Here is a 25220-nt window from a genome sequence, read left to right as displayed (position 1 = left end):
AAATTTTCGAATTATAAATTTTCCAAAATAAAATCAGTCATTTTCTGATACAGTTGCGGTCTTGTCTGTCCGCCATAAATTCCGTGGTTTTTATCTGGATAAGCCATAAAATCAAACTGCTTTTTGTTCTGGATCAAAGCTTCCGAAAACTCCATGGAATTCTGGAAGTGTACGTTATCATCGGCAGTTCCGTGGATTAATAAGAATTTCCCTTTCAATAAATTCGCATATTCAGTCGGGGAGTTTTTATCGTATCCGTCCGGATTTTCCTGTGGTGTTCTCATGAATCTTTCCGTGTAAACAGAATCATAATATCTCCAGTTCGTTACTGGTGCCACTGCGATTCCCATTTTGAAAACATCAGCGCCTTTTGTCATTGCCAGACTCGTCATATACCCTCCGAAACTCCATCCGAACATTCCGATTCTGGATTTATCAATATATGATTGATTTCCGAACCATTTTGCTGCCGCAATCTGATCTTCAATTTCATATTTCCCTAAATTCATGTATGTCACTTTCTTGAATTTAGCGCCTTTATAACCTGTTCCGCGTCCGTCGACACAAGCTACGATATATCCTTTCTGAGCAAGCATTTCAAACCATATTCCGTTTCCGTTATCCCATGAATTGGCAACCTGCTGAGAACCGGGACCAGAGTATTGGAACATAAACAATGGATATTTTTTATTTTTATCAAAGTTTTTAGGCTTGATGATCCACGCATTCATCTGATCTCCCGCTTCATTCGGAATGGTAATAAATTCTTTTTCTACGAAATTATCAGCTTTTAATTTCTGTAGCTGAGCTTCATTATTCTGAAGTTCTTTTACCGTTTTACCGTTTCCGTCCTTTAAAACATAAGTATAAGGCTTTGAAGCCGTAGAAGAAGTTTCGATGAAATAATTATAGTTTTTGCTGAAATTTGCAGAATTATTTCCTTCAGCATTTGAAATCAACTGGGATTTTCCGTTTTCGATATTTACCTTAGAAATCACTTTATTGATGCTTCCTTTTTCGGTAGTCTGAACGTAAATTTCTTTTGATTTAGGATTAAATCCGTAATAATCTGTTACTTCCCAGTTTCCTTTTGTAACCTGTTTTTTCAGTTTACCATCTTTATCATACCAGTACAAATGGCGGTTTCCGTCTCTTTCAGAACCCCAAAGGAAAGAATTGTCCTCTAAAAATTCCAGAGTCGGGCTGTCTGTATCGATCCATTTTTCATCGGTTTCGGTGAATAATTTCTGTACAGCTCCGGTTTTTGTATTGACTTTTAAAACATCAGAAGCATTCTGAATTCTGTCTGAAGTAATCAAAACAATTTCGTCCGGTTTTGCTGTCTGAATAACATTCGGAATATAATAATGTTTGAAACTGTCTAAATTGACGGTTGTCTTTTTACCGTCGCTCAACTGATAAATATGTGCTGAAGCGACAGAATTTTTTTCTCCGGCTTTTGGATATTTGTAACGCATTTCGCTTGGATAAAGCGTTTTGCCGTAAATCGGAATATAGATTTCCGGAACTTCCGTTTCGTCTAATTTTACGAAAAGAATCGCATCCGAGTTTTTTGTCCATTCGTACAGTCTTGCGTGCCCGAATTCTTCTTCATAAACCCAGTCTGCAAGTCCGTTTAAAATTTTATTTTTAACACCGTGCTGCGTAATCTGTGTGATTTTTCCGGAATTCAGATCCTGATAAAACAGATTGTTATCCACAATGAAAGCCACTTTTGTAGCGTCTGGTGAAAATCTTGGCTCCTGAACAAATTTTCCTTCATTAAGACTTACTGTTTTTCCGGATTTCAGATCTTTTACTTCATATTTTCCTAAAAACGAGTGTCTGTAAATCGGTTCACTGTCTTTCAGCAACAAAATTTTAGATTCATCATCAGAAAATTCATAGCTCTGGAACTGTCCGTCGACAAGATTTCCTTCTTTTTGGGAAGTTTTGTAAGAATATTTTGCAATTCCTCCCTGTTCGATAACCAGATAATTTTCACCGTTTTTCATGGATGTAATTCCGGCAATGCCTTTTCCACGGTAATAACCTGAATATATTTTATCTAAAGTAATTTCCTGAGCGGATAAACTTTGAAATGCCACAGCAACTGTAAGCGTTAGTAAGAATTTTTTCATTTCTAATTTTAAAAGATTTCAAATATAATAATTTTTAAAATGGTAAAAAAAGCTTTTTAAATCTCTGATTTTGGCAGTAAAATTGGATATATTAAGATACAATCAAATTAAAATATAATTATGGAAACGAATGATTTTAACCAGAAACTGAACCGATACGAGTTAGACGACAAAATTATATATACCGGATTTTCCAGTTATAAAGATGCAGAAGCATGTGCCCATAAAAAAGGAGGGGAACTGGTAGAAGTAGGTTTCAAAGACGGAAATGATAATCCTGAAATCTGTAACGAAGCCGGACTTCTTGAAAAAAAGTTACATTATTTCGTAGATGCGGGAGATGAATATAAATTTATCCATTCGTCAGATCCCGGATTCAGAAAATATGCCGATGAATTGCAGAAAATAAAAGCAAAACAGCAACAGTCTCCACCCGATGAAAGATATATTGCCAATTTTGAAATCGAAAACATTGAAGACCCGATTGTAGTGATAAAAAATGATCATTTTGAATCGGTAACTTCAAGAGAGCGTTCTAAATATCTAAAGCACGCCCAAGTGTACGAAATCGGTGTCTCTTTACCCAAATCTTAAAATATCAATAGTATGAGCAAGACAAAATATTCTGAAAAAGCTCAGGAAAAAGTAGGAAAAGTAATGCACGAATTTAAGGAAGGAAAACTGAAATCTTCTTCCGGCGAAAAAGTGACCAGCAGAAAACAGGCAGTTGCCATCGGAATTTCTGAAGCGAAACAGGAAGGCTTAAAAGTGCCGAAAAAGAAAAAAGAGTAACTTAAAATAAACAAGGCTTGGGAAAATTTTCCAAGCCTGTTTGTTTTAAATATTGAACCCTTAAGATTGATTTAAGGAGTTAAGCCACATTAGGATGAATCATTTCTGATTTCAATATAAACTTAATAATGCTCAAAAACTCAATTTTTCTTAATAGTTTAAAAGCTTATTAACAATTAACTTTAATCATTATACATAATTCTGTAATATTCATCCGCCATTCTGTCGCTGTTAAACTGATCTTTCACGTCATTCATAGAATTGTACTGGATTTTTCTCCACTGATCCGGCTTGTCATAGTACGTAGGAAGAATTTCATTTTCCAGAATTTCGTATAACTTGTTAAGATCATAATTATCCTGTTCGTAGATGCTCATGTTGGCATAATCTGCTTTCGGAACCACAAAAGAATTTTCCCCATGTTTCGCAAATTCAGGGATCCATCCGTCATCTGTGGAAAGATTTACAGAACCGTTCATGGAAGCCGTCATTCCGGAGGTTCCGGAAGCTTCTCTCGGAACTCTCGGATTATTCAGCCAAAGATCAGAACCCTGCTTTAAAGATTTACTCAAAGACAACTCATATCCTGTAAGAACTGCCATATTTTTATGGTTTTTGCTTTCCTCCACCAGAGAATTGAATGTAGAAATCGCAGAATAATCCATCGGATAAGGTTTTCCTGCCCAAATGATCTGAACCGGATATTTCGGATGATTCAACAGCTTGTAGAATCGGTCTTTGTCATGTAAAAGCAAATCGGCACGTTTATATCCTGCAAATCTTCTCGCCCAGACAATCGTAAAAACATTTGGGTTGAATAAATTTCCGGTCTGGTCGGCTACGATTTTAAATAGTCTTTTCTTTAAATGCTTTTTACGGTAATCGAAAACCGTTTCGTCGTTTTCGTCTTTTGCATTGTAAAGCGGTTTGTCTGCCCAATATTTGAATTCCTGCGCATTGGTAATTGAAGTAATCTCACAGATTCCCGGATATTTGCTCCACATTGCTCTGGAAACCACTCCGTGAAGCTGAGAAACTCCGTTTGCTATTCTTGCCATTTTCAACGCGCAAAGTGAATGGTTGAACCGGTCATCATCAGAACCTTCGATATTTTTTACCTCTTCCATGCTGAAGCCTGAAAAATAAGACATATCATAACAAAGCCTCATATTATGCTTTTCATTTCCAGCTTCTTCAGGAGTGTGCGTGGTGAAAACCAGCTTTTCTTTCACTTTATTCAGGTTTCCGTTGTATTTTTTAAGCAGATGGAACGCTGCAGGAAGTCCGTGAGCTTCATTTAAATGATAAACATCTCTTTCAATGTTCATTTCATCCAGCAATTTAGCCCCTCCTTTTCCTAGAAGAATATACTGTGCCAGTTTTGTAGATTCATTGGCATCATACAGTTTATGACAGATGGTTTTAGAAATGTGGTCATTTTCAGGAACATCCGTTGATAGGAAAAACATTGGAGCCGTGTGGAAAATCTCAGGATCAAGGTACCATACTTTTACCCAAACCGGAGCGCTGTGGATTTCTATCTGAAATTTTATGCCGGTATCTTCCAGAAAGCTGTACATTTTTTTCGTCCAGGTCGGCTGTAACGTCTGGTCATGATTTCTTGCCTGATCGTAATACCCGAATTTCCAGAGAATTCCGATTCCGATAAGATCCTGTTTCAGATTGTAAGCACTTCTCATGTGGGAACCCGCCAGAAATCCTAATCCTCCCGAATATATTTTCAGCACCTGCTCAATCGCAAATTCCATAGAAAAATAAGCAACTTTCTTGGAATACTGCGGATTTACGCTAAAAGGTATTTTAAAATTTTTAAAATCCATGTGTAACAGTTTATTAAGTGAGGAGGCAAAGGTATTAATTATGAAAATAAACTCTACATTAATTATTTTATAAATTAACATTAAAAATACTTTTTGAATCTGTTTTTTATTTACCTTTAATATGTAAATTTTTGATAATCAAAACTTCATGATCTGAAACCGGAAGTTTTATGTCTTCCATAACAATAAAATAATAAGCAGATGAAAAAGGCATTTTCTGATGAAGATTTAATTAAAAATCTGAGCTTATATTATCTGAACCGACACTTGAAAAAGAAGCCGATAGAAAAGTATCACCGTAAGATCGACGAATCTCCGCTTCACGACCGCGAAAAATATAAAAAGAAAGCGGAAATTTTACTGCTCAATTCTTTCATGCACCATTTCCCTGAAGTTAAATTTGAAGATTTAACCTGCGAAAGTCCCGACTTTATCGCAAAATTCAACGACAAGAAAATCGGAATCGAACTTACCGAAGTGATCAATCATCTTGAAATGAAGAAAGTTGAAAGCAATCTGAACAAGATTTTCCGTCAGGCAGAAATATTATTGGAACATGAAGACACTACGAAATTTCGTGGTGTTTATTTTTTAGAATTTCACTCAAACATCAAACTGGATTCTCTGGAAAACCAGCAGGAAATTATTTTAAATATCTGTAAAAGCATCAAAAAAGGAAAACCTATAGGAAATGTGAAAGGAATCCGAAAGTCTTTCCACCGCAGAAATGTTTTTATTACCCATGAATACAATATGAATCTTTTTGATGAATTATGTTCTGAGAAAATTGTAGAGCTGATTGAAAAAAAGAACGAAAAATTTCCTTATTACGATACTTCGGTCGACGAATGTTGGCTCGTTATTGTTTCGGATATGAATTCCATCGCCTCACGCTATACTTTTATTCAGGATAAAGAACATCTGCAAAAGGTAAAAAGCCCTTTTCCCAAGATTTTTCATCTCGAAAATCTTTGCGGAAATATCACAAGTATCAAGTAATCACTGAAAATATTTCATTTTTAATCAACTTTTATTGAATTATTTTCGTTGAATCTGTTATTTTTAATTGGAATTGTTTATATTTGATAGACAACAAATTACCGCACAAATTAATAACCAAATTCAACATGATATGAAAAAAACTCTACTTCTTTTCTTGCTTTTTATTTCATCTTTTATTTTCGCTCAGGCAGACTGTTCATCAGCACTTGCGGTATGCGGAAATTCCAGTATAACGTATTCTCCGACGGGAATCGGGGCCGTTAATGAAAATTTAGGAGGATGTTTATCTTCCGGTGAGCACAATTCAATCTGGTATAAATTTACCATTGCAACAGGCGGAACGCTTACTTTCGATCTCGTTCCTACAGATCCGGGAGCAGATTACGACTGGGCGATTTACGGACCGAATGTGAACTGTGCAAGTCTTGGTTCTCCGGTTCGCTGTAATGCAGCCACCGTTATCGGAGTCGGAGCTTCCACAGGCATGAATATGACGAGCACCATCATTAGTGCTGCAGGAGGATCGTTAACGCCTTACTGTAAATATATGGATGTTTTACCGGGGCAGACTTACTATTTGTATATAGATAACTGGGTAGATGTTTTTAATCCTACAATGGCTCCGTTTTCTCTAAATTGGGGAGGAACGGCAACACTGGCTTCGCCGTTTACAGATCCTAATATTCAGACTCATCCATTTACTCCGCCAGGAGTTCCGGCTGCCAATCCTGCCAATCCGCGAGAAATTATTGTCTGCGAAAATCCCATGGTTTTTAATTTCAGTACCTTGTCTTCCGGTATTCTTAATGGCAACAGCAATTTCCAGATCAGTTATCATACTTCACAGAATGAAGCACTTTCCGGAGCAAATCCTATTGTGTCACCGATTACCGTTAATACTGCCACAACATATTATTACAGTATCCATTATCAGGATCCTGCAAACCCGAATAACCCGATCAATTCCTGCAGACAGGTGGGAGCTTTCAAATTTAAATACGGAAATATTTCAGGAACCAATGTTACGCTCTACAGCTGTAATAACAACAATGCCGGAACCGGAATTTACGATTTAACTTCCGCTGCTGTTTTTGGAGATCCTACCGCAGTAAAGGTTTATTATAATTCACTTTCAGATCTTAATGCGGGAATAAATCCCATTACGAACACCACTAATTTCGTTTCGGCAGAAGGAACGGTGTATGTTAAAATTACTTCTCAATATGGTTGTGTAGCTATTGCACAGATTATTCTGAAATTTTATCCGGTTGTTGTGGTTACCGAGGCCACTTTAAGAACCTGTTTTATTGAAGCTAATCCTTCAACGGGAGCATTTAATCTCAGTCTTGCAGCCGTCACCACGCAAAGCGGAACGACTAAAAAATATTATCCTTCTTTAGCAGATGCCCACAACGGAACCAATGAAATTGTATTATTCTCAAATTACATCGCTCCAAATGGCGTTATTTACATCAAAGTATTTAATTCTAACAATTGTTTTGCAATTGCGAAAGTGAATTTAGTTGTCATTCAGCCGGTATATTCCAATGTTCTGAAAGACAAAATTATCTGTATGGAAGACCGAACCACACTGGATGCAGGTTCCGGATTTACGAGTTATGAGTGGAGTACAGGTGCAACAACACAGACCATCAATAATGTAGGAGTGGGAACGTATTGGGTTAAATTAAAAAGCGGCGACTGTATTACCAAGCAAAGTGTAAAAGTGTATGCTTCGGAACAGCCGGTAATTTCATCAGTTGATATTACCAACAATACCATAACGGTAAATGTTTCAGGTGGAACCGCTCCGTACAAATATTCTCTTGACGGAATCAAATGGCAGGATTCCAACGTATTTACAAACCTTCCGAGAGGAGACAGCAGAGTTTTTGTAAAAGATGCCTACAATTGCGAACCGATTGATATTACTGTGGTTGTCCCTAATTTGGTAAATGTAATTACACCAAATGGAGACGGAGTGAATGATGTGATCGATTATTCTGCTTTAGGATACAAACAGAATTTGGTATTGAGTGTTTTCGACAGATACGGAACGCTTGTTTTCAAGGCGGATAAATTCAGAAATTATACGTGGGACGGAACCATCGGAGGCAAAAAAGTTCCAACAGGAACTTACTGGTATTCGGTTTCTTGGAACGAAAATGATAAGAAGAACACCTTATTCAAGTATTCAGGTTGGGTAATGGTAAAAAACAGAGAATAATTTTCAGAAGTCAATAGAAAACCGTTGCCTGTGTAACGGTTTTTGTTTTGTAAAATCCCTATCTTAGATATTCAAATTTACATCATGAAGGATTTATTGATAAAACGTTTTGAATATTACAAAATGCTCGGTGACCAATCTTTTGAGCAGCTTTCAGATGAACAGATTTTCTGGCAGTTTAATGAAGAAAGCAATTCTATAGCGATTATTGTTAAGCATATCGCCGGAAATATGTTATCCAGATGGACTAATTTTTTAACCGAAGACGGCGAAAAATCATGGCGGAACAGGGATGAAGAATTTGTTGATACTTTTAAAACGAAAGCTGAGGTTCTGGAATATTGGGAAAAAGGCTGGAAATGTTTTTTTTACGCTCTGAACCAGATGAATGATGAAAATATACATTCCGTAATTTACATAAGAAATGAAGCACATACATTTATGGATGCCGTTTTCCGTCAGTTGGCGCATTATCCTTATCATATCGGACAGATTGTATATATCGCAAAAATGATGAAAAATGAAGACTGGCGAAGCCTTTCTATTCCGAGAAACAAATCGCAGGAATTTAATTCTGAAATGAGTAATAAATTCAGACAGCAGTAATGAAGAACTTTACCATTCAAAATAAAGGAATTATTTCTGATGAATTTTTAAATAGAAACATCACAGATTTTCATTCTGCGTGCCAATATGTTTCGATGATCCCTTACAAAAGAAATAATGATAAAAGCAGAGTCGAATGTGTTTTTGATGATTTTGGCGGAACCTGCAGTACAAAACACGCCGCCCTGAGAAAACTTGCGCTCGAAAATCATCATAGCGATGTAAAGCTGATTCTTGGAATTTTTAAAATGGATGCAGAATACACTCCGAAAATTAGCGGTACTTTGCAAAAATTTAATTTGAAATACATTCCGGAAGCGCATAATTATCTCAAAATTGATGACGAATATTACGATTTTACGAACCGCAGTTCACATTATCATCAATTTAAAGATAAAATGCTGATTGAAAAGGAAATAGAATTCAACGAAATTGGTACTCAGAAAATTTCATTTCACAAAGATTTTCTTGGAAAATGGCTGAACGAAGAACGCATCACTTACGGTTTAGATGAATTGTGGAATATCAGAGAACAATGTATCAGAGATTTGCAGCAAATTGATGAACCTGAAATTCATAATTCGTCTTCGGTTTGTTATCAGAACAGTTTGGAAATAAAGGATGAATTTAATCAATAGACTGAATCAATTCAGAATTCATCTTAAAATTATTATCTTTGCACCCACAAAATTCAGAATCAATAAATGTCTCAATTTCAAAGAACTGCCGCATTTCATACTCTTGGCTGCAAATTAAATTTTGCGGAAACATCTACCATTGCCCGTCAATTAACAGAAGCAGGTTACGAAAAGGTAAGTTTTGATGAAAAAGCGAATGTGTATGTTATCAATACCTGTTCGGTAACTGAAAATGCCGACCGCGAATGCAAACTTCACGTAAAAAGAGCCATGAAAGCCAATCCGGATGGTCTGGTTGTAATCGTGGGATGTTATGCACAGTTGAAACCGGAGGAAATTTCACAGATTGAAGGGGTAGATTTGGTTTTAGGAGCCAAAGAAAAATTCAATATTCTGAGCTATCTTGATGATCTGGAGAAATCTGAAAACGAAGGTATCGTTCATTCATGCGAAATTGAAGAAACCGATTTCTTTATTGGAAGTTACTCTATCGGAGACAGAACCAGAGCTTTTCTGAAAGTTCAGGACGGTTGCGATTACAAATGTACGTACTGTACAATTCCTTTGGCAAGAGGAATTTCCCGTTCCGATACCATCGAAAATGTATTAAAAAATGCCAAAGAAATTGCTGAAAGAGACATCAAGGAAATCGTTCTTACAGGCGTAAACATCGGAGATTACGGAAAAGGTGAATTTGGAAACAAAAGACACAAACATACTTTTTTAGATTTAATTTCTGAGCTTGATCAGGTTGAAGGGATCGAAAGAATCCGTATTTCTTCCATCGAGCCGAATCTGTTGAAAGATGAAAGCATAGAACTGGTTTCCAAAAGCAAAAGTTTTGTTCCGCATTTTCATATTCCTTTACAATCGGGAAGTGATGAATTGCTGAAAAAAATGAAACGCCGTTATTTAACGAAATTATATACCGACAGAGTCAATAAAATCCGTGAGGTAATGCCGGATGCAGCGATTGGTGTGGATGTAATTGTCGGTTTTCCGGGAGAAACAGAAGAACTGTTTATGGAAACATATAACTTCCTGAATGAGCTTCCAATAACTTATCTGCACGTTTTCACCTATTCTGAAAGGGAAAATACGGAAGCTGCAGAAATGGAAGGCGTAGTTCCGATTCCCGAAAGAAAAAGACGTAATAAAATGCTTAGAATTTTATCTGAAAAGAAAAAGATGGCATTTTACCAGACCCAGCTTGGAAAAACACTTCCTGTACTTTGGGAACACGAAAACAAAGACGGAAAAATGTTTGGCTTCACAGAGAATTATGTGAGGGTTCAGAAGAATTTCGATCAGGCTTCAGTCAATCAGATTGAATTCTTAAAGCTTGAAAAAATAGAAGCGGACGGAACGGTTTCTGTGATGAATTCCTTTGAGAGTTTTCTCGAGAAACTTTAATATTCTTTTAAACAATTCATTTAAAATAATTCAGACATTGCTATCAGAGTGATGTCTTTTTTTGTTTTAATGAAATCGAAACCTGAAATCATCATATTTAATCCAAAAATAACTTCTTTCATTAGTGTTTTTGATGTTTCTCAAGCCGTTCATATCAATTTAAATTTTTTAACTTTGGTAAAATTCAAAATGATATGAGAGACAAATTTTTGCTTTGGGGAGCTATTATTCTCGTCGTTGCGTGGTCAGTTGCTTTTTTAATAAGGGCAGATTGGTGGATTCCTGTTTTGTTAACCATTGTGTATGCAATCGGAATTTATAATATTACCCAATCTAAACATGCTATTCTAAGAAATTTTCCTGTTTTGGGCTATTTCAGATACTTTTTTGAGAGTATTTCACCGGAAATGCAGCAGTATTTCATTGAAAGAGAAACCGATGGAAAACCATTTCCGAGAAATCAGCGTTCTGCGGTGTACAGGAGAGCCAAAAATTTAAGTGACACTGTGCCTTTCGGAACACAGCTCGAAGTTAACCACAGAAAATATGAAGGAATTAAGCATTCCATTTATGCAAAATCTCCGATGGAAGAGCTTCCGAGAGTCTGGGTAGGAGGAGAGCAATGTTCTCAGCCTTATCATGCTTCGTTATTTAATATTTCGGCAATGAGTTTCGGGGCATTAAGCGACCGCGCTCAGATTTCTTTAAACAGAGGCGCTAAAAAAGGAAATTTTTACCACAATACGGGAGAAGGAGGGATTTCTCCGCATCATCTGGAAGGCGGCGATCTTTGCTGGCAGATTGGGACAGGATATTTCGGCTGCCGTGATGAAGAAGGTAAATTCAATCCGGAATTGTTTAAAAAATATTCCACTTTACCCAATGTAAAGATGATTGAAATTAAATTATCCCAAGGGGCAAAACCAGGTCATGGCGGAGTTTTACCGGCTGTTAAAAATACACCGGAAATTGCAAAAATCCGTCACGTCACGCCGGGAATGACGATTATTTCACCGCCTTCACATACTTCTTTTTCTGATGCTGCAGGTTTGCTGAGGTTTGTACAGCAGTTAAGAGAACTTTCCGGAGGAAAACCTGTTGGATTTAAATTGTGCATCGGCGACACCAAAGAATTTGAAGATATCTGTGTCCAGATGAATGTTCTGAAGATTTATCCTGATTTTATAACCATTGACGGAGCGGAAGGGGGAACCGGAGCTGCACCACCTGAGTTCTCAGATGGAGTAGGAATGCCTTTGGAACCTGCTTTGATTTTTGTTAACAGAACGCTGAATAATTATAATTTAAGAAGTAAATTAAGAGTGATTGCAAGCGGAAAAGTTCTGACAAGTCTAGACATTTTAAGAGCAATCGCGATGGGTGCAGATATGTGTAATAATGCGAGAGGATTTATGTTCTCTTTGGGCTGTATTCAGGCTTTGAGGTGTAATAATAATATGTGTCCGACAGGAGTTGCTACTCAGGATAAAATGTTAATTAAAGGACTTGATGTTACGGATAAAGCAGAAAGAGTGTATCATTTTCATAAAAATACGCTTCACACATGCAATGAGCTGATTGCAGCGGCAGGAAGAAGTTCTTACGAAGAAGTAGATGCCACAATGTTCATGAGGGGCGATGAGTTTGATCATTTAGCAGATCTCTATTTTCCGGATATTTTAGGAAATGTAAAGCAGAAAGCTAAGTATTAATTTTAAGCAAATAAAAAATAAAGCGCTTCTTATTGGGAAGCGCTTTATTTTTTATTGTTCTAGAACAGGTCTAGGTCTTGAATTATAGAGTTGAAAGTTAAATACAAAACAACTGTTTTGAAGAGAATATCCAACATAGTTGTAATGAACATCTCTTGCAAATGCTGCTCTTGAAGGAACAATGATTACGCCCTGCAAATTGTATGCATTACCATCTGGTAAATTATCATATGATTCAAAATATTTTAATCCTTCTTGAAAACCTTCAATTTCGTAATAACTTCTGTTTTTTGCAGCTTCTAAAGTTGCATTACTCAAAACGCTTTGTTTTACATAATAGAAAGAAGGATCTGTTACAGGTGATCCGGAATCGTTTATAGTATTTACTAAAGTTCCAGTAGAGGTAAATGAAACATTTCCATCAACTTGTGTAGCCAAATAATAATTTGCTCTAATCATAGTTTTGATTTGACTATTGGATGATATAGCTTTTCCTGGATTCGGCTGTGCTCCGTTTCTTATAATATAAATAACTCCTGAAGGAAGTTTTACAGGATTTAATTCAGATAATTTTTTCTCATTATCATCCGAAGTATCTGTAGAACTAAATGCTTTTATATTTCCCTGTGAATCAAGGTAATTTCCATCCATAAACTTTTGGATCGCCTGATCATCATATGAATTTCTTACCGAGATGTCTTCCGGTTCTACAAATGTTTCAACTTCATCATCCTTTTTACATGCCGTGAAACAAAGAGATCCAGCAAGGATATATAAAAATATTTTTTTCATTTTTCAAAAAACTTTAATTACTTTACAAATAATATAACGACAAAAGTATAAAAAATTATGAGAATAGATAAATTTTTATGGAGCATTCGTTTTTATAAGACCAGAACCATTGCTACTGAGGAGATTAAAAAGAACAGAGTGTCTATCGGTGCGTCGGTTGTAAAGTCTTCTAAAGAGGTGAAGGAAGGAGATGTAATTAAGATCCGTAAAAATCAGATTGACTATCAAATTAAAGTAATTCAGATTCCTAAAAGCAGGATCGGAGCAAAGCTTGTTCCTCTTCATATAAAAGATGTGACTGATAAGGAACAGTATGAGTTGTTAAAAATGCGTAAAATGTCTCAGGATTATTACCGGAATAAAGGTGAGGGAAGACCTACGAAAAAAGACCGCAGAGATATGGACGATTACGTAGAAAATGATATTGCCTCAGATTTTACGGACTGGGACGATTTCTTTGGCGAAAATGGGGACGACTCTGAAAACGAAGATTAACAAAAAGCTCTAGAGATAGAGCTTTTCTGTTATTTCATTCACAATGTCTTCCGGAGTTCTGTTGTCTGTAATTATGCTGATCTGTGCTTTATTATAAAAATCATTCCTTTCGAATAAATGCTTGGCTATAAATTCTGCAAGATTTTCATCAGTAATATTTGCAATTAAAGGTCTTTTTTCCTTCTGTTTAGAAAGTCTTTCTGTTAAAGTTGCAACAGAAGCCCTTAAAAAAACACTTTTTGAATTATGGTTGATGATTTCCATATTGTTATAGTAAACAGGAGTTCCGCCCCCCAGACTTAAAATCGTATTTTTTTCGGACGCAAGAATTTCTTCCAATGTCTCTCTTTCCAGCTTTCTAAAATAGATTTCTCCCTTTTTATCGAAGATTTCGGGGATTGTCATTTTGTTTCTTTTGGAAATCTCTTTATCCAGATCAATTAATTTAAAATTGAGTTTATCGCTTAATATTTTGGAAATGTGAGATTTGCCACTTCCCATGTATCCGACCAGTGAAATTATCATGAATTTTTTTTAAACAAATTTGCAAAAAAGTTTTGAGATAAAGAAAAAACTCATATCTTTGCACCACTAAAAACGAGGGACATTATCACTGTGTTAATCGTTGATAAAGTGACCGACTCGGTAGCTCAGCTGGTAGAGCAATACACTTTTAATGTATGGGTCCTGGGTTCGAATCCCAGCCGGGTCACAAGCAAAAAAGATTACTGGATTTTTGTAGTTTTTATTGCCTGCGTGGTGAAATTGGTAGACACGCCATCTTGAGGGGGTGGTTTCCTAAGGATGTGCTGGTTCGAGTCCAGTCGCAGGCACAATGCAGAAAATTTGAATAATTAATAGTAAAGTTTAGAATTTTAATTTTATATTTAATCCTATTAATTGTGACGACTCGGTAGCTCAGCTGGTAGAGCAATACACTTTTAATGTATGGGTCCTGGGTTCGAATCCCAGCCGGGTCACAAGTTTACTGAAAAGTAAATTTTTTTCATATTAATATTTTGTGATTTGGTGTTTCAAGGGCTTTCTCAAGAAGCTTTTGATTTTGAAAAATAAATTTTGCAGGAACAAAATAATTTGTATCTTTGCAGCTCTTAAAAAAAGAATATTACTTTTTAAAAAGTAAATTCAAATTAAGTGACCGACTCGGTAGCTCAGCTGGTAGAGCAATACACTTTTAATGTATGGGTCCTGGGTTCGAATCCCAGCCGGGTCACAAGTTTACTGAAAAGTAAATTTTTTTCATATTAATATTTTGTGATTTGGTGTTTCAAAGGCTTCGTAAGAAGCCTTTGATTTTTTATATAATCTACCTTCATTTATAGGCATAGAGTGAAACTAACAAGCGTTACTCTCATAGGCAACGCTTGTTAGTTTAAGATGATTTTGAATTTGATTGAATTAATCCAGAGGCATATTGTCGATTAGTCTTACTCCATCCACAACAACTACAATAAATGCACGGAATTTTCGGTCTTTGTAAAAAAAGTCTGTTTCTTTCAGTGTTTCTTCATCGGCGATTAGAAAGTATTCCAATTGCATTCCTCTCTGCTGATCAAAAATGTCCTGTACTCTGGCTTTGATTTCCGGAACGGTGATGACTCTGAACCAATCGTTTACTTTTTTAAGTGTTTTATAAATAACAGTAGAGGCTACTCTTCGGTCCTCATGAAGTCTCTGGTTTCGGGAGCTTAAAGCAAGTCCGTTCTCTGCTCTGTAAATTGGAACACCCTTAATATTGATGAGAAGTTTTTTCTTTTCAGCCATTTTTTTGATAATTGCCAGTTGCTGGAAGTCTTTTTCTCCGAAATAAGCATTATCGGGCTTTACCTGACTGAAAAGTTCTTCTACAACCGTTCCTACTCCGTCAAAATGCCCCGGTCGGGATTTTCCTTCCATTTCATTTTCCAATCCGTCAAAATCATAATGCTGGCTTTCTGCTTTTTCAGGATAAATATCTGTAACTTCAGGAATGTAAACAGCATCTACCAGACCGGATTTTTCAAGGATGGAAATATCTCTGTTGATATCTCGGGGATACTTTTCGAGGTCTTCCCGATTGTTAAACTGGGTAGGATTAACAAAAATTGATGATACCACCAGATCATTTTCTTCTCTGGCTGCTTTATATAGTGATAAATGTCCGTCATGAAGGGCTCCCATGGTAGGTGCAAAACCTATCTTTTTGCCCATTTCTTTCTGTCTTTCAATGAAATCCTGAAGAACTTTTTTACTTTTTAGAACTTCCATAGTTTATTTTAATAGTAATTCAAAAATACTAAAAATATCATATAATTATGACACATGAAGTCCTAGTTTTAATAATTTTAGAAAGGGAATTATCGTAAAAAAATGTTAATTAAAATAATAATGAATGTTTTTTCGTAATTTTGCACATTAAAGCATTTTTACAAAAATTAGATAGAAATTTATGCCGAATCAAAAAATACTGTACATTACTACAGAGATGTATCCATATCAGGAAGATACAAATATGGCTGCAGTGGTAAACAAAATGGCACTTAAGATGCACCAAGAAGGCAATGATGTAAGAGTTTTTATGCCAAGATTTGGACAAATAAGTGAAAGAAAATTCCAGCTTCATGAGGTGATCCGCCTTTCAGGAATGAATATTATTATTAATGATCTGGATCAGCCTCTTATTATTAAAGTAGCGTCTCTTCCGGGGGAAAGACTTCAGGTTTACTTTATTGATAACGAAGAGTATTTCAAAAGAAAACAATATTATTTTGATGATGAAGGACAGCCTTTCGAGGATAATGATGAAAGAGCAATATTTTTTGCCAGAGGAGTAATTGAAACCATTAAGAAACTGAATTGGGTTCCTGATGTTATTCATCTGAACGGATGGATGGCTTCTTTTGTTCCTATTTATCTGAAAACCTATTACGAAACAGATACTTATTTTAAGGATGCCAAAATCGTTCTTTCATTATACAATGAGAAAGATGCATCTCTAGCTTCCAATATCGACGAAAAACTGAAGTTTGATAATATTTCAGGATTAAAAGCGTTAGATAATCCGAGTGTAAAATCTTTTGTGATCGAAAGCATGAACTACGTAGATATGGTTATAAAAGGAGATGAATTTTTAGATGAAGACTTAGATAAAGCTTTCAACGAAAGTTCTACTCCCAAATCGGAATATCTTGACGTAGATTCTATAAATCAAATTTATTAAAAAACACATTTTTAATGATTCATACTATTAAAAAAGCAATCACCGTTTTTTCTATGGTGGTTTTCGGAAGTGCATTACTTTATAATTGTGAGCCGGATGCAGATACACTGGGTGAGCAATTATTCTTAGATGGTGCTGCACAGGGAAATGAAAAATCTTTTGATGTTACTGCATTCAATATAAATAATAATGATAGTATCCGAAGTGATGCCTCAAAATTAACTTATGCTGTCTTAGGTGCTTTCAGTGAAGGGCAATTCGGAATGCAAAAAGCTTCTTATCTAACGCAGCTAAGATTACCACTTTATGATCCTGATTTTGGAACAAACGCTGTTGTAGACTCTGTAGTTTTGGTTATGAAGCCTAGATACGCTACTGACAGTGTTACAACCAATACAGTAGATGATAATTATACTTACACAACAGCAGCCGACGGAAGTGTTAATGCTAAAAAAGTAGTAAATACATATCCTGTTTTAAAATTTGGTAAAACGAAAAGAACATTTAATTTAAGAGTTCACGAGGTAAATACTTTTTTAAAAGGAGCTTCTGATAGCGTTAAATCTAATCAGACTTTTGATATCGGTGCGGATTTAGGTTCAAAGCAGTTTAAAGGCTATGTAAGTTCTATAGCCATCACCAAAGATGATGGCGGAGCAGCTTTATTCACCGCGTCAACTCCAGGAATTAGGATTCCATTAGATAAAACATTTTTTCAAAATAAAATTATAGCAAAGAAAGATCAACCAGAACTTCAGGATGCTTCAAATTTTATTAGATATTTTAAAGGAATTAGAATTTCTGTTGACGAACAGGATGGATATTTATTCCAGTTTTCACCTAATGATATGGATCTTATCATGTATTATAAATATGATAAAACAGAAAACGGGACAACTACTAGACCGCAAACAACATTTTCATTTCCGTTAGGTTCTGCCAATACACATGTTGGACAGTATGAATATAACAGAACTGCTTCTGCATGGGCAGCGGCTACAATTGGGAATCAAAATAATGGTGCTCCAAAACTATTTTTACAGGGAATGGGAGGTCCATCAATAGGTATTAAAATTCCAGATGCAACTATTAATCAGCTTAAACAACTATATCAAAATGATAAAGCTGCTATTATTAGTGCTAAAGTCAGAATATATACAGATCCTATGGACTGGAATAATAATTTTGCTAAACCTAGAGAATTTACAATTTTGCAAAAATATAAAGATCTTACTTCATCTACTCCGGATAAAACTAGAACAGGCTTTACTTCTGATATACTAAATTTAGCAGGTTCTAACAATTATAGTATTTATAAGATTTTTGATTATGATAAAAATCCTACATATTATGATTTTATAGTTACCAAATCGGTTAAAGATCTTGTAGAAACTTCAGCAGATAATACTACAAAATATTTTAGAATTGATATGGGATCTTTCCAGACTAATTCTGATGGTATTAGTTTAGTAGGATATAAGTTCACTACAACACCATATAATACAAATAGAGCTGTTTTTGTGGGATCACAGGCAGGAAATCCAAACAGAGTTCAGTTAAAAGTAATTTACGGTACAAAATAATTTAAAATACACTTGATAAAAATATGTGCGGAATCGTTGGATATACAGGTTTTCAGGACGCTTACGATATTGTAATTAACGGTCTTAGAAGATTAGAATACAGAGGGTACGATAGTGCCGGAATTGTTCTTGAAAATGCGGAGAATAAACTTGAAGTTGAGAAAACAAAAGGCAAGGTAGATGATTTGGTAAATATTTCCAGTCAGTTAAAAGGAGTTGCAAAAATTGGTATGGGACATACACGTTGGGCTACACATGGTGTTCCCAGCGACAGAAATTCTCATCCACATTTATCCAATAACGGAAAAATAGCACTTGTTCATAATGGGATCATTGAAAATTATGATACGATTAAAACGATGCTTACTGAAAAAGGATTTACATTTAAATCTGAAACAGATACGGAAGTTTTAGTAAATCTAGTACAGTATTTTATGGATTTAAATACTGAAATGGATTTTCCTACCGCAGTAAGATATGCCCTTAATGAAGTATATGGTGCATATGCAATTACAGTAATGCATGAAGATTTTCCGGGTGTTTTAGTTGTAGGAAGATTAGGATCTCCTTTGGCAATAGGAATTGCAGATAAAGAATATTTTATCGCTTCAGACGCTTCTCCATTCGTAGAATTTACGAAAGAGGCTATTTATCTTGAAGAAGGTCATATGGCAACGATTTCTCTTGAAAATGGAGTAGACATCAGAACCATCAGTGAGAACTCTAAAATTGAACCGGAAATTCAGGAGCTTAAATTAAGTCTAGAGCAGATTGAAAAAGGAGGTTATGAACATTTCATGCTAAAAGAAATTTTCGAACAGCCTAAATCCGTTCATGATACGATGAGAGGAAGACTTATTGTAGATGAAGGAGTTATAAAAATGGCAGGAATCTGGGATCATATCGAGAAATTTAAAAATGCCAATAGAATAATTATTATTGCTTGCGGAACTTCTTGGCACGCAGGACTTATCGGAGAATACCTGATTGAAGAATATGCAAGAATTCCTGTTGAAGTAGAATATGCTTCTGAATTCAGATACAGAAATCCGATTATTACAGATAAAGATGTTGTTATTGCTATTTCTCAGTCAGGAGAGACTGCAGATACCATGGCAGCTTTAAAATTGGCTAAAGAAAGAGGAGCATTTATTTATGGTATTTGTAATGTCGTAGATTCATCTATTGCAAGAATTACAGACGCTGGATCTTACACGCATGCTGGTCCTGAAATCGGAGTAGCTTCTACAAAAGCATTTACTGCACAGTTAACCATTCTTTCTTTAATAGCTCTGAAATTAGGAAAACATAATGGAAATTTAGGAAATGCTGAGTTTATGAGCTTAATTGCAGAACTGGATGCAATTCCTAGAAAAATAGAAGATGTTTTAGTAACTACTCACGAGTTGGTACAAAATATCGCTAAGGATTTTGTAAGTGCAACCAATTTCTTATATTTAGGAAGAGGATACAATTATCCTGCTGCACTCGAAGGTGCATTAAAATTAAAAGAAATCTCTTATATTCATGCTGAAGGATACCCTGCTGCAGAAATGAAGCACGGTCCTATTGCTTTAATTGATGAAAATATGCCTATTGTTATCATTGCTCCTAAAAAAGGACATTATGATAAAATTGTAAGCAACGTTCAGGAAATTAAAGCAAGAAAAGGAAAAATTATTGCTGTTGTAAATAAAGGAGACACGCAGGTAAGTGCGATGGCAGATTACGTTATTGAAATTCCGGAAACATCAGAATGTTTCTCTCCAATCGTTGCATCAGTGCCTCTACAGTTGTTGGCATACTATATTGCAGTGTATCGCGGAGCTAACGTAGACCAGCCTAGAAACCTTGCGAAATCTGTAACGGTAGAATAAAAATTACTTGTAAATAAAATAAATTTAGATTTCTTCCGTTATTTCAAAAAAAATCTTAAAAGTTTCTTAAAAAAATTATATATTTACGGCTTAATTATAAAAATTAACATGAAAAGGATATTTCTTTTATTATTGTCTGCGTCGGTAGCATCGGTATCTTGTTCAGGTGGGGGAGCCTCTTCAGTGGGTAAACCGGGAACAAAAGGAGAATTGATACCTAGAGAAAAAACAAAATCATTTGTTGCAGAAAGACCTTACGGAATGGTAGCTATTCCTGCAGGATCGTTTGTTGCAGGATTAACTGATCAGGATTTCACAAACAGTCCTGAAAAGGCTCCGGCAAAAACTGTTACTGTTTCTTCTTTCTTCATGGATGAAGCAGAAACTACTAATGCGGAATACAGGGTATTTATCAATTATGTAAGAGATTCTATCGCAAGAACTTTACTTGCTGAAGCTGCCGGAGAAGGTGGTGAAGGTAAAGGTAAAGGAACAAGCATCGGAGATTATGCATACCTTGCTCAGAAAGAAGAGAATTTAACACCATATCAGGAATATTTAGAAGGACAAGGCGGTGGAAACGAAGGAAACTACGATCCAACGAAAAAAATCGACTGGAAAGTTCCTTTGCACTGGAGTACATCTAAATATCCGGATGTAGAATATGCGGAAGTTTTAGAATCTATGTATTTACCAGCTTCTTCAAGAATCGGTAATGAAAGAATCCTTGACGTTAGTAAATTGAAGTATACTTACAGATGGGGAGATATGGATGTAGCAATGGCTGAAAAAGAAAGAGGAGTAAACTACCTTAGAAGCGAAAGCATTGCCATCTATCCGGACACTACTGTTTGGGTAAAAGATTTCCATTTTGCTTATAACGAGCCTTTGTTTGAGCAGTATTTCTGGCACAAAGCTTACAAAGATTATCCTGTAGTTGGGGTAACTTGGGATCAGGCAAGAGCATACTGTAACTTCAGATCTAAATTGAAATCTGATTATAACGAAAGCTTAAAAAGAAGAAAACAAAGACCATTGCAGTTCAGACTGCCTACGGAAATCGAGTGGGAATATGCTGCAAGAGGAGGAATGCAAAATGCTACTTATCCTTGGGGAGGTCCTTACTTAATGGACGACAGAGGTTGCTACTTGGCAAACTTCAAACCGAAGAGAGGTAACTATATGGAAGACGACAAAAAAGGTACTTATACATATACAGCTCCAGTTAAGAAATTTAAGAAAAATGGATTTGGGTTATTTGATATGGCTGGAAACGTTTCTGAATGGACATCATCTGATTACAACAACTCTTCATACGGATTCTCATCTACTTTAAATCCTTCTACGAAAGATTTGGCAGATACTAAGAAATCTATCAGAGGAGGATCTTGGAAAGATGTAGGATATATGCTTATGAACGGTGCAAGAGACTGGGAAAGAAAAGACTCTGCAAGAAGTTATATCGGATTCAGAACTGTACAGGATATTCCTGAAGCTGCTGTTAAACCAAGAAAAGTTAACAGATAATTCAATCACCATTATTTTTCGATAAATTTTATTTAACATTAAAAAAAACTAACTTATATGTTTAAGACTAAAGATGCTTGGATGAATTTCTTCTATTCATTCGGTGCTGCAATTGTAATTCTTGGAGCTTGGCTTAAAATTACTCACATTACCTTGGGACCAATTAACGGAAACATGGCCCTTACAGTGGGACTTATTACGGAAGCTATCATCTTCATTATTTTCGCTTTCGACCCGCCAAAATCTGAGGAGTCTTATGCTTGGGAAAACGTTTATCCTGAATTATTAGATAAACACGCAAACCCAAATCCATTACACTCAAATGTATCTAAAAGCAACTCTGCTCAATTTGCTGAATTAGAAAACTCTCTTTCTACCAAATTAGACAAAATGCTTCAGGATGCTAAACTTGATGTTCAGTTATTTGAAAGATTAAGAACAGGAATCGATAAATTTTCAAGCTCAGTAGATCAGATCAACCAGACTGTTGACGTTTCTGCTTCTACTCATAAATATAACGAGCAGTTAAATAAAGCAGCGCAGCACATGGAAAGCATGAATGCTTTATATGCAATGCAAATGGAAAGCACTAAAAAACAATCTGAGTTTACTAATAAATATGTTGCAGATATGCAGAAATCTGCTGAACAATCAGAAAAATTCAATCAGGAACTACAAGGTTTAACTTCAAACTTAAACAATCTAAACAGAGTTTATGGCGGTATGCTAACTGCTATGAAGTCTTAATTTCCCAAACCATTTTTAAATTAACTACTTAATCAAAAAACAAAGAAAAGAGAATGGCAGCAGGAAAACAGACACCTCGTCAGAAGATGATCAACCTGATGTATTTGGTGTTCATCGCTATGATGGCCCTAAATATTGATGCGGAAATCATCAGGTCATATTATGACTCTACTAAAGCTCTTAATGAAACAAGAACTTTAACTGAAAGAAAAAACGAAAAGATTTTTGAAAAAACTCTTGAAGCTAAAGCTCAGCAGGTTCCGGATACTTATGCGCAGCCATGGGCTCAGTATCAGGTTCTTAGAGATAAGATCAATGTTTTGGTAAAATCTGCTCAGGAAATTAAAGATGTTCTTAAGAAGAAATCAGAGTTTCACGATAAAGATGCACAGGGAAAAGATGTTGACGTGAGTGAAAACTTTGCAGCGCTTAACAATAATGAAGCTACAACTGAATATTTTTTCAGAGAAGGAGATGAAAACACACCGTCAAAAGGTGCATTGGAATTAAAAGCAAAAATTGATGATGTAAGAAATTACATTAACGCTACTTTCGGAAACAATCCGCAATTGAAGGATTTGGTTGAAAGAGCTAATAAATCTTTAATTGCCGAATATCCAAAAGGAAAATCTCCAAATGACAAAACTTGGTTCCAAAACAAGTTTTATCATCAGCCGCTAATTGCTGCAATTTCTAACTTAGAAATTATTCAGAATGATGCAAGAAACGTTCAGTCTGATGCATTGGCATTAATGCTACAGGAAAAAGTGGATGCAAGTATCAAATTTACAAGCTATGAAGCTATTGTTTCTGCGCCTGTAGATGTTGTTGCAGGAAAACCGGCTGAAGCAGTTGTAATGTTAGGAAACTATTCAAACAGTAATAAGATCAGTATTTCCGGAGTAAGCAGACAGGAAAATGGAAAAGGTTATGCAAATCTTAATACAAGCGGAATCGGACAAAAAACATTTAGCGGAAATATTACATTAACAGATGCGACTGGAAAAGCTCAAAACTTCCCTTTCACACATACTTATAATGTAATCGCAGGACCACAGGAAGTTAAGCTTCAAAAAGGTTTATTGCTTTCTCCTGATAAAATGAATGTTGTTTACAGAGGCTTAGAGAACCCTCTTTCTGGATCAATCTTGGGTGCTGATAATTCTAAATTGTCTCTATCTGCTCCAGGTGCAGTAGTGAAAAGTGCAGGTCCTGGTAAATGGAATGTAATTCCTTCTACTGGAAATACTCTTAAGCTTACATTATCTGGTACAGATCCATCGGGTAAAACTGTTTCTCAGACATTTGAATATAGAATTAAGAATGTTCCTGCTCCTCAAGGTCAAATGAGAGGTCAAACAGTATTGAATGTTCCTGCTACTTCTATACCAAATCAAACAGTACAGGCAGCAATTCCTGATTTTGATTTCCCAGTTTCATTTACTGTTAATCAATTTATGGTAAAAGTTCCGGGTAGAGCTGCATTATTAATCAAGGGAAGTAGTCTTGATGAAGCTGCAGGATTAGTGAAAAATCTAAGAGCTGGAGATGTAGTATATGTCTTCGACATTAAAGCTACTGCCACAGGTTTAGGAAATCAGACGTTGAAAAATATCTCACCAGTTGTAATCAACGTTCAGTAATTTTAATAAGATAAAAAAATATTATGAAAAAATATATTAGCAGTCTTTTAGTATTGGTTTCGGGGTTTGCATTCTCCCAAACCATCCTGAACGCTTCTTCTCCAGAGGAGTTTAGACAAATGAGAGCTGAAAACAAACAAAAAATTGGTGATAGTATTGTTGACAAAAAGGTAAAGCCTTTGGAATATGGATTTGTTGATGATAAAGACATTCTTAAAAGTATGTTTGTTTGGGAAATCATTGATATGAATGATAAAATTAATCAACCATTCTACTATGATAATCCTGATGGTCTTACATCTAGCCAGACTAGATCTTTATATCAATTGTTGTTAGATGCTGCTACAAGTGGAAAAATTGCTGAAGTTTATGATGATGAAAATTTTGTAACTAAATTGAGTCCAGAAGGTATTCAAAAAAGATTAGAAAGTGTAAGAATTGCTGATGCAGCGATTGACATCTTAAATTCAGGGAGACAATTAACAGAACAGGAGAAAAAAGAATATACTGACGTTTTTAAAACGACAACTGATAAAGTTAAAGTTTTAAAAGTAATGGGTATGTGGTTCATTGATAAAAGAGATGGTCAGTTGAAATATAGACCACTTGGTCTTGCTGCTATGGGACCAGATCCTGCGGTACAAGGAAGAACAGGACCAGATGGACAGCCTTTAGCTGGAGCAGATGAATTGATTGATCTTTTCTGGATTTATTATCCAAGTGCAAGAGATATCTTAGCTAACAATTACGTTTATAACAGAAAAAATTCATCAGCAGATTTATCTTTTGATGATTTGATCAACGCTAGAAGATTCTCTTCTGTTATTTATAAATCATCAGCAGGACTAGGTGATGGAGTCATCAAAGACTATATTCCAAGAGACGCTGAAGATCAGATTGACGAAAGCGACAGAATTAAGGCGCAGATCCTTCAAATGGAAAATGATATGTGGAATTACTAAGA

The 25220-nt window shown here is 35.6% G+C and carries 21 protein-coding genes and 4 tRNA genes; 20 read left to right on the top strand and 5 right to left on the bottom strand.

Annotated features, from left to right (window positions below):
- Nucleotides 1-11: 11 nt before the first annotated feature.
- Nucleotides 12-2141 carry a S9 family peptidase gene (locus tag BW951_RS10935; protein ID WP_076392710.1) on the bottom strand — a complete coding sequence of 710 codons (2130 nt, stop codon included), beginning with the start codon at nt 2139-2141 and terminating at the stop codon, nt 12-14.
- 120 nt (nt 2142-2261) lie between these two features.
- On the opposite strand from BW951_RS10935, the gene BW951_RS10930 reads away from it, so the two are divergent.
- Together BW951_RS10930 and BW951_RS10925 are read left to right on the top strand one after the other, a co-directional pair.
- Nucleotides 2262-2735: a hypothetical protein gene (locus tag BW951_RS10930; RefSeq protein WP_076392708.1), complete on the top strand. Its 474-nt coding sequence runs from the start codon at nt 2262-2264 to the stop codon at nt 2733-2735.
- Between the two features lie 12 nt (nt 2736-2747).
- The gene (locus tag BW951_RS10925; protein WP_076392706.1) at nt 2748-2933 is read left to right on the top strand and encodes a DUF6496 domain-containing protein; all 186 of its coding nucleotides are present in this window, start codon (nt 2748-2750) and stop codon (nt 2931-2933) included.
- A gap of 182 nt (nt 2934-3115) precedes the next feature.
- On the opposite strand, the gene glgP is transcribed toward BW951_RS10925, so the two are convergent.
- The gene (gene glgP / locus BW951_RS10920) at nt 3116-4774 is read right to left on the bottom strand and encodes an alpha-glucan family phosphorylase (protein ID WP_076392704.1); all 1659 of its coding nucleotides are present in this window, start codon (nt 4772-4774) and stop codon (nt 3116-3118) included.
- A gap of 201 nt (nt 4775-4975) precedes the next feature.
- On the opposite strand from glgP, the gene BW951_RS10915 reads away from it, so the two are divergent.
- From BW951_RS10915 to BW951_RS10890, 6 genes are all read left to right on the top strand, one after another.
- Nucleotides 4976-5773, top strand: a complete 798-nt coding sequence (locus tag BW951_RS10915; RefSeq protein ID WP_076392702.1) for a hypothetical protein — start codon at nt 4976-4978, stop codon at nt 5771-5773.
- Between the two features lie 133 nt (nt 5774-5906).
- The gene (locus tag BW951_RS10910) at nt 5907-8003 is read left to right on the top strand and encodes a T9SS type B sorting domain-containing protein (RefSeq protein ID WP_076392700.1); all 2097 of its coding nucleotides are present in this window, start codon (nt 5907-5909) and stop codon (nt 8001-8003) included.
- Nucleotides 8004-8087: 84 nt separating this feature from the next.
- Complete coding sequence (locus tag BW951_RS10905; protein WP_076392698.1) at nt 8088-8609, top strand: DUF1572 family protein; 522 nt, start codon at nt 8088-8090, stop codon at nt 8607-8609.
- Nucleotides 8609-9247, top strand: coding sequence for a hypothetical protein (locus BW951_RS10900; RefSeq protein WP_076392697.1), 639 nt, complete (start codon nt 8609-8611; stop codon nt 9245-9247). The genes BW951_RS10905 and BW951_RS10900 overlap by 1 nt, the downstream gene beginning before the upstream one ends.
- Nucleotides 9248-9313: 66 nt before the next feature.
- Nucleotides 9314-10660 carry a tRNA (N(6)-L-threonylcarbamoyladenosine(37)-C(2))-methylthiotransferase MtaB gene (mtaB, locus tag BW951_RS10895; RefSeq protein ID WP_076392695.1) on the top strand — a complete coding sequence of 449 codons (1347 nt, stop codon included), beginning with the start codon at nt 9314-9316 and terminating at the stop codon, nt 10658-10660.
- Nucleotides 10661-10854: 194 nt separating this feature from the next.
- Nucleotides 10855-12372, top strand: a complete 1518-nt coding sequence (locus tag BW951_RS10890) for an FMN-binding glutamate synthase family protein (protein ID WP_076392693.1) — start codon at nt 10855-10857, stop codon at nt 12370-12372.
- Nucleotides 12373-12423: 51 nt separating this feature from the next.
- On the opposite strand, the gene BW951_RS10885 is transcribed toward BW951_RS10890, so the two are convergent.
- Nucleotides 12424-13164 (bottom strand): hypothetical protein, encoded by a 741-nt coding sequence (locus BW951_RS10885; protein ID WP_076392691.1) that lies wholly within the window; start codon nt 13162-13164, stop codon nt 12424-12426.
- A gap of 57 nt (nt 13165-13221) precedes the next feature.
- Here BW951_RS10885 and BW951_RS10880 point away from each other — a divergent pair, with 57 nt between their 5' ends.
- The gene (locus BW951_RS10880; protein ID WP_076392689.1) at nt 13222-13659 is read left to right on the top strand and encodes an RNA-binding S4 domain-containing protein; all 438 of its coding nucleotides are present in this window, start codon (nt 13222-13224) and stop codon (nt 13657-13659) included.
- Between the two features lie 9 nt (nt 13660-13668).
- Here the strand turns inward: BW951_RS10880 and BW951_RS10875 are convergent, their stop codons facing one another.
- Nucleotides 13669-14184 carry a shikimate kinase gene (locus BW951_RS10875; protein WP_076392687.1) on the bottom strand — a complete coding sequence of 172 codons (516 nt, stop codon included), beginning with the start codon at nt 14182-14184 and terminating at the stop codon, nt 13669-13671.
- Nucleotides 14185-14298: 114 nt separating this feature from the next.
- Between BW951_RS10875 and BW951_RS10870 the strand changes: the two genes are divergently transcribed.
- The 4 genes from BW951_RS10870 to BW951_RS10855 all read left to right on the top strand — a co-directional run bounded on the left by BW951_RS10870 (nt 14299) and on the right by BW951_RS10855 (nt 14893).
- Nucleotides 14299-14371, top strand: a tRNA-Lys gene (locus tag BW951_RS10870).
- 38 nt (nt 14372-14409) lie between these two features.
- Nucleotides 14410-14492 (top strand) — tRNA-Leu (locus BW951_RS10865).
- Between the two features lie 74 nt (nt 14493-14566).
- Nucleotides 14567-14639, top strand: a tRNA-Lys gene (locus tag BW951_RS10860).
- 181 nt (nt 14640-14820) lie between these two features.
- A tRNA-Lys gene (locus BW951_RS10855) sits at nt 14821-14893 on the top strand.
- 185 nt (nt 14894-15078) lie between these two features.
- On the opposite strand, the gene panC is transcribed toward BW951_RS10855, so the two are convergent.
- Nucleotides 15079-15927 carry a pantoate--beta-alanine ligase gene (panC, locus tag BW951_RS10850; protein WP_076392685.1) on the bottom strand — a complete coding sequence of 283 codons (849 nt, stop codon included), beginning with the start codon at nt 15925-15927 and terminating at the stop codon, nt 15079-15081.
- Between the two features lie 181 nt (nt 15928-16108).
- On the opposite strand from panC, the gene BW951_RS10845 reads away from it, so the two are divergent.
- From BW951_RS10845 to porN, 7 genes are all read left to right on the top strand, one after another.
- Nucleotides 16109-16879 carry a glycogen/starch synthase gene (locus BW951_RS10845; RefSeq protein ID WP_076392683.1) on the top strand — a complete coding sequence of 257 codons (771 nt, stop codon included), beginning with the start codon at nt 16109-16111 and terminating at the stop codon, nt 16877-16879.
- Between the two features lie 14 nt (nt 16880-16893).
- On the top strand, nt 16894-18462 hold the full coding sequence (locus tag BW951_RS10840) for a DUF4270 domain-containing protein (protein ID WP_076392681.1): 1569 nt from the start codon (nt 16894-16896) through the stop codon (nt 18460-18462).
- 23 nt (nt 18463-18485) lie between these two features.
- On the top strand, nt 18486-20339 hold the full coding sequence (gene glmS / locus BW951_RS10835) for a glutamine--fructose-6-phosphate transaminase (isomerizing) (protein ID WP_076392679.1): 1854 nt from the start codon (nt 18486-18488) through the stop codon (nt 20337-20339).
- 108 nt (nt 20340-20447) lie between these two features.
- Nucleotides 20448-21866, top strand: coding sequence for a T9SS ring complex lipoprotein PorK/GldK (porK, locus tag BW951_RS10830; RefSeq protein ID WP_076392676.1), 1419 nt, complete (start codon nt 20448-20450; stop codon nt 21864-21866).
- Nucleotides 21867-21923: 57 nt separating this feature from the next.
- Nucleotides 21924-22613 carry a type IX secretion system motor protein PorL/GldL gene (gene porL, locus BW951_RS10825; RefSeq protein ID WP_076392674.1) on the top strand — a complete coding sequence of 230 codons (690 nt, stop codon included), beginning with the start codon at nt 21924-21926 and terminating at the stop codon, nt 22611-22613.
- 53 nt (nt 22614-22666) lie between these two features.
- Entirely contained in the window at nt 22667-24256 is a 1590-nt protein-coding gene (gene porM, locus BW951_RS10820; protein WP_076392672.1) for a type IX secretion system motor protein PorM/GldM, read from the top strand.
- A gap of 23 nt (nt 24257-24279) precedes the next feature.
- Nucleotides 24280-25218, top strand: coding sequence for a type IX secretion system ring subunit PorN/GldN (gene porN, locus BW951_RS10815; protein WP_076392670.1), 939 nt, complete (start codon nt 24280-24282; stop codon nt 25216-25218).
- The last annotated feature ends 2 nt before the right edge of the window (nt 25219-25220 follow it).

It is taken from the genome of Chryseobacterium gambrini (assembly GCF_900156825.1).
Lineage (GTDB): Bacteria > Bacteroidota > Bacteroidia > Flavobacteriales > Weeksellaceae > Chryseobacterium > Chryseobacterium gambrini.
Note: the sequence above shows the minus strand (reverse complement) of the source record. Positions and strands in the feature narration are given on the sequence as shown.

Excerpts from the sequence above, each read along its gene's own strand:
- porK (WP_076392676.1), top strand. The coding sequence starts at position 20,448 with ATGAAAAGGATATTTCTTTTATTATTGTCTGCGTCGGTAGCATCGGTA.
- BW951_RS10915 (WP_076392702.1), top strand. The coding sequence starts at position 4,976 with ATGAAAAAGGCATTTTCTGATGAAGATTTAATTAAAAATCTGAGCTTA.
- BW951_RS10930 (WP_076392708.1), top strand. The coding sequence starts at position 2,262 with ATGGAAACGAATGATTTTAACCAGAAACTGAACCGATACGAGTTAGAC.
- glgP (WP_076392704.1), bottom strand. The coding sequence starts at position 4,774 with ATGGATTTTAAAAATTTTAAAATACCTTTTAGCGTAAATCCGCAGTAT.
- porM (WP_076392672.1), top strand. The coding sequence starts at position 22,667 with ATGGCAGCAGGAAAACAGACACCTCGTCAGAAGATGATCAACCTGATG.
- BW951_RS10890 (WP_076392693.1), top strand. The coding sequence starts at position 10,855 with ATGAGAGACAAATTTTTGCTTTGGGGAGCTATTATTCTCGTCGTTGCG.
- glmS (WP_076392679.1), top strand. The coding sequence starts at position 18,486 with ATGTGCGGAATCGTTGGATATACAGGTTTTCAGGACGCTTACGATATT.
- BW951_RS10900 (WP_076392697.1), top strand. The coding sequence starts at position 8,609 with ATGAAGAACTTTACCATTCAAAATAAAGGAATTATTTCTGATGAATTT.
- BW951_RS10935 (WP_076392710.1), bottom strand. The coding sequence starts at position 2,141 with ATGAAAAAATTCTTACTAACGCTTACAGTTGCTGTGGCATTTCAAAGT.
- BW951_RS10910 (WP_076392700.1), top strand. The coding sequence starts at position 5,907 with ATGAAAAAAACTCTACTTCTTTTCTTGCTTTTTATTTCATCTTTTATT.
- BW951_RS10880 (WP_076392689.1), top strand. The coding sequence starts at position 13,222 with ATGAGAATAGATAAATTTTTATGGAGCATTCGTTTTTATAAGACCAGA.
- BW951_RS10925 (WP_076392706.1), top strand. The coding sequence starts at position 2,748 with ATGAGCAAGACAAAATATTCTGAAAAAGCTCAGGAAAAAGTAGGAAAA.
- BW951_RS10885 (WP_076392691.1), bottom strand. The coding sequence starts at position 13,164 with ATGAAAAAAATATTTTTATATATCCTTGCTGGATCTCTTTGTTTCACG.
- mtaB (WP_076392695.1), top strand. The coding sequence starts at position 9,314 with ATGTCTCAATTTCAAAGAACTGCCGCATTTCATACTCTTGGCTGCAAA.
- porN (WP_076392670.1), top strand. The coding sequence starts at position 24,280 with ATGAAAAAATATATTAGCAGTCTTTTAGTATTGGTTTCGGGGTTTGCA.
- BW951_RS10875 (WP_076392687.1), bottom strand. The coding sequence starts at position 14,184 with ATGATAATTTCACTGGTCGGATACATGGGAAGTGGCAAATCTCACATT.
- BW951_RS10845 (WP_076392683.1), top strand. The coding sequence starts at position 16,109 with ATGCCGAATCAAAAAATACTGTACATTACTACAGAGATGTATCCATAT.
- BW951_RS10905 (WP_076392698.1), top strand. The coding sequence starts at position 8,088 with ATGAAGGATTTATTGATAAAACGTTTTGAATATTACAAAATGCTCGGT.
- panC (WP_076392685.1), bottom strand. The coding sequence starts at position 15,927 with ATGGAAGTTCTAAAAAGTAAAAAAGTTCTTCAGGATTTCATTGAAAGA.
- porL (WP_076392674.1), top strand. The coding sequence starts at position 21,924 with ATGTTTAAGACTAAAGATGCTTGGATGAATTTCTTCTATTCATTCGGT.
- BW951_RS10840 (WP_076392681.1), top strand. The coding sequence starts at position 16,894 with ATGATTCATACTATTAAAAAAGCAATCACCGTTTTTTCTATGGTGGTT.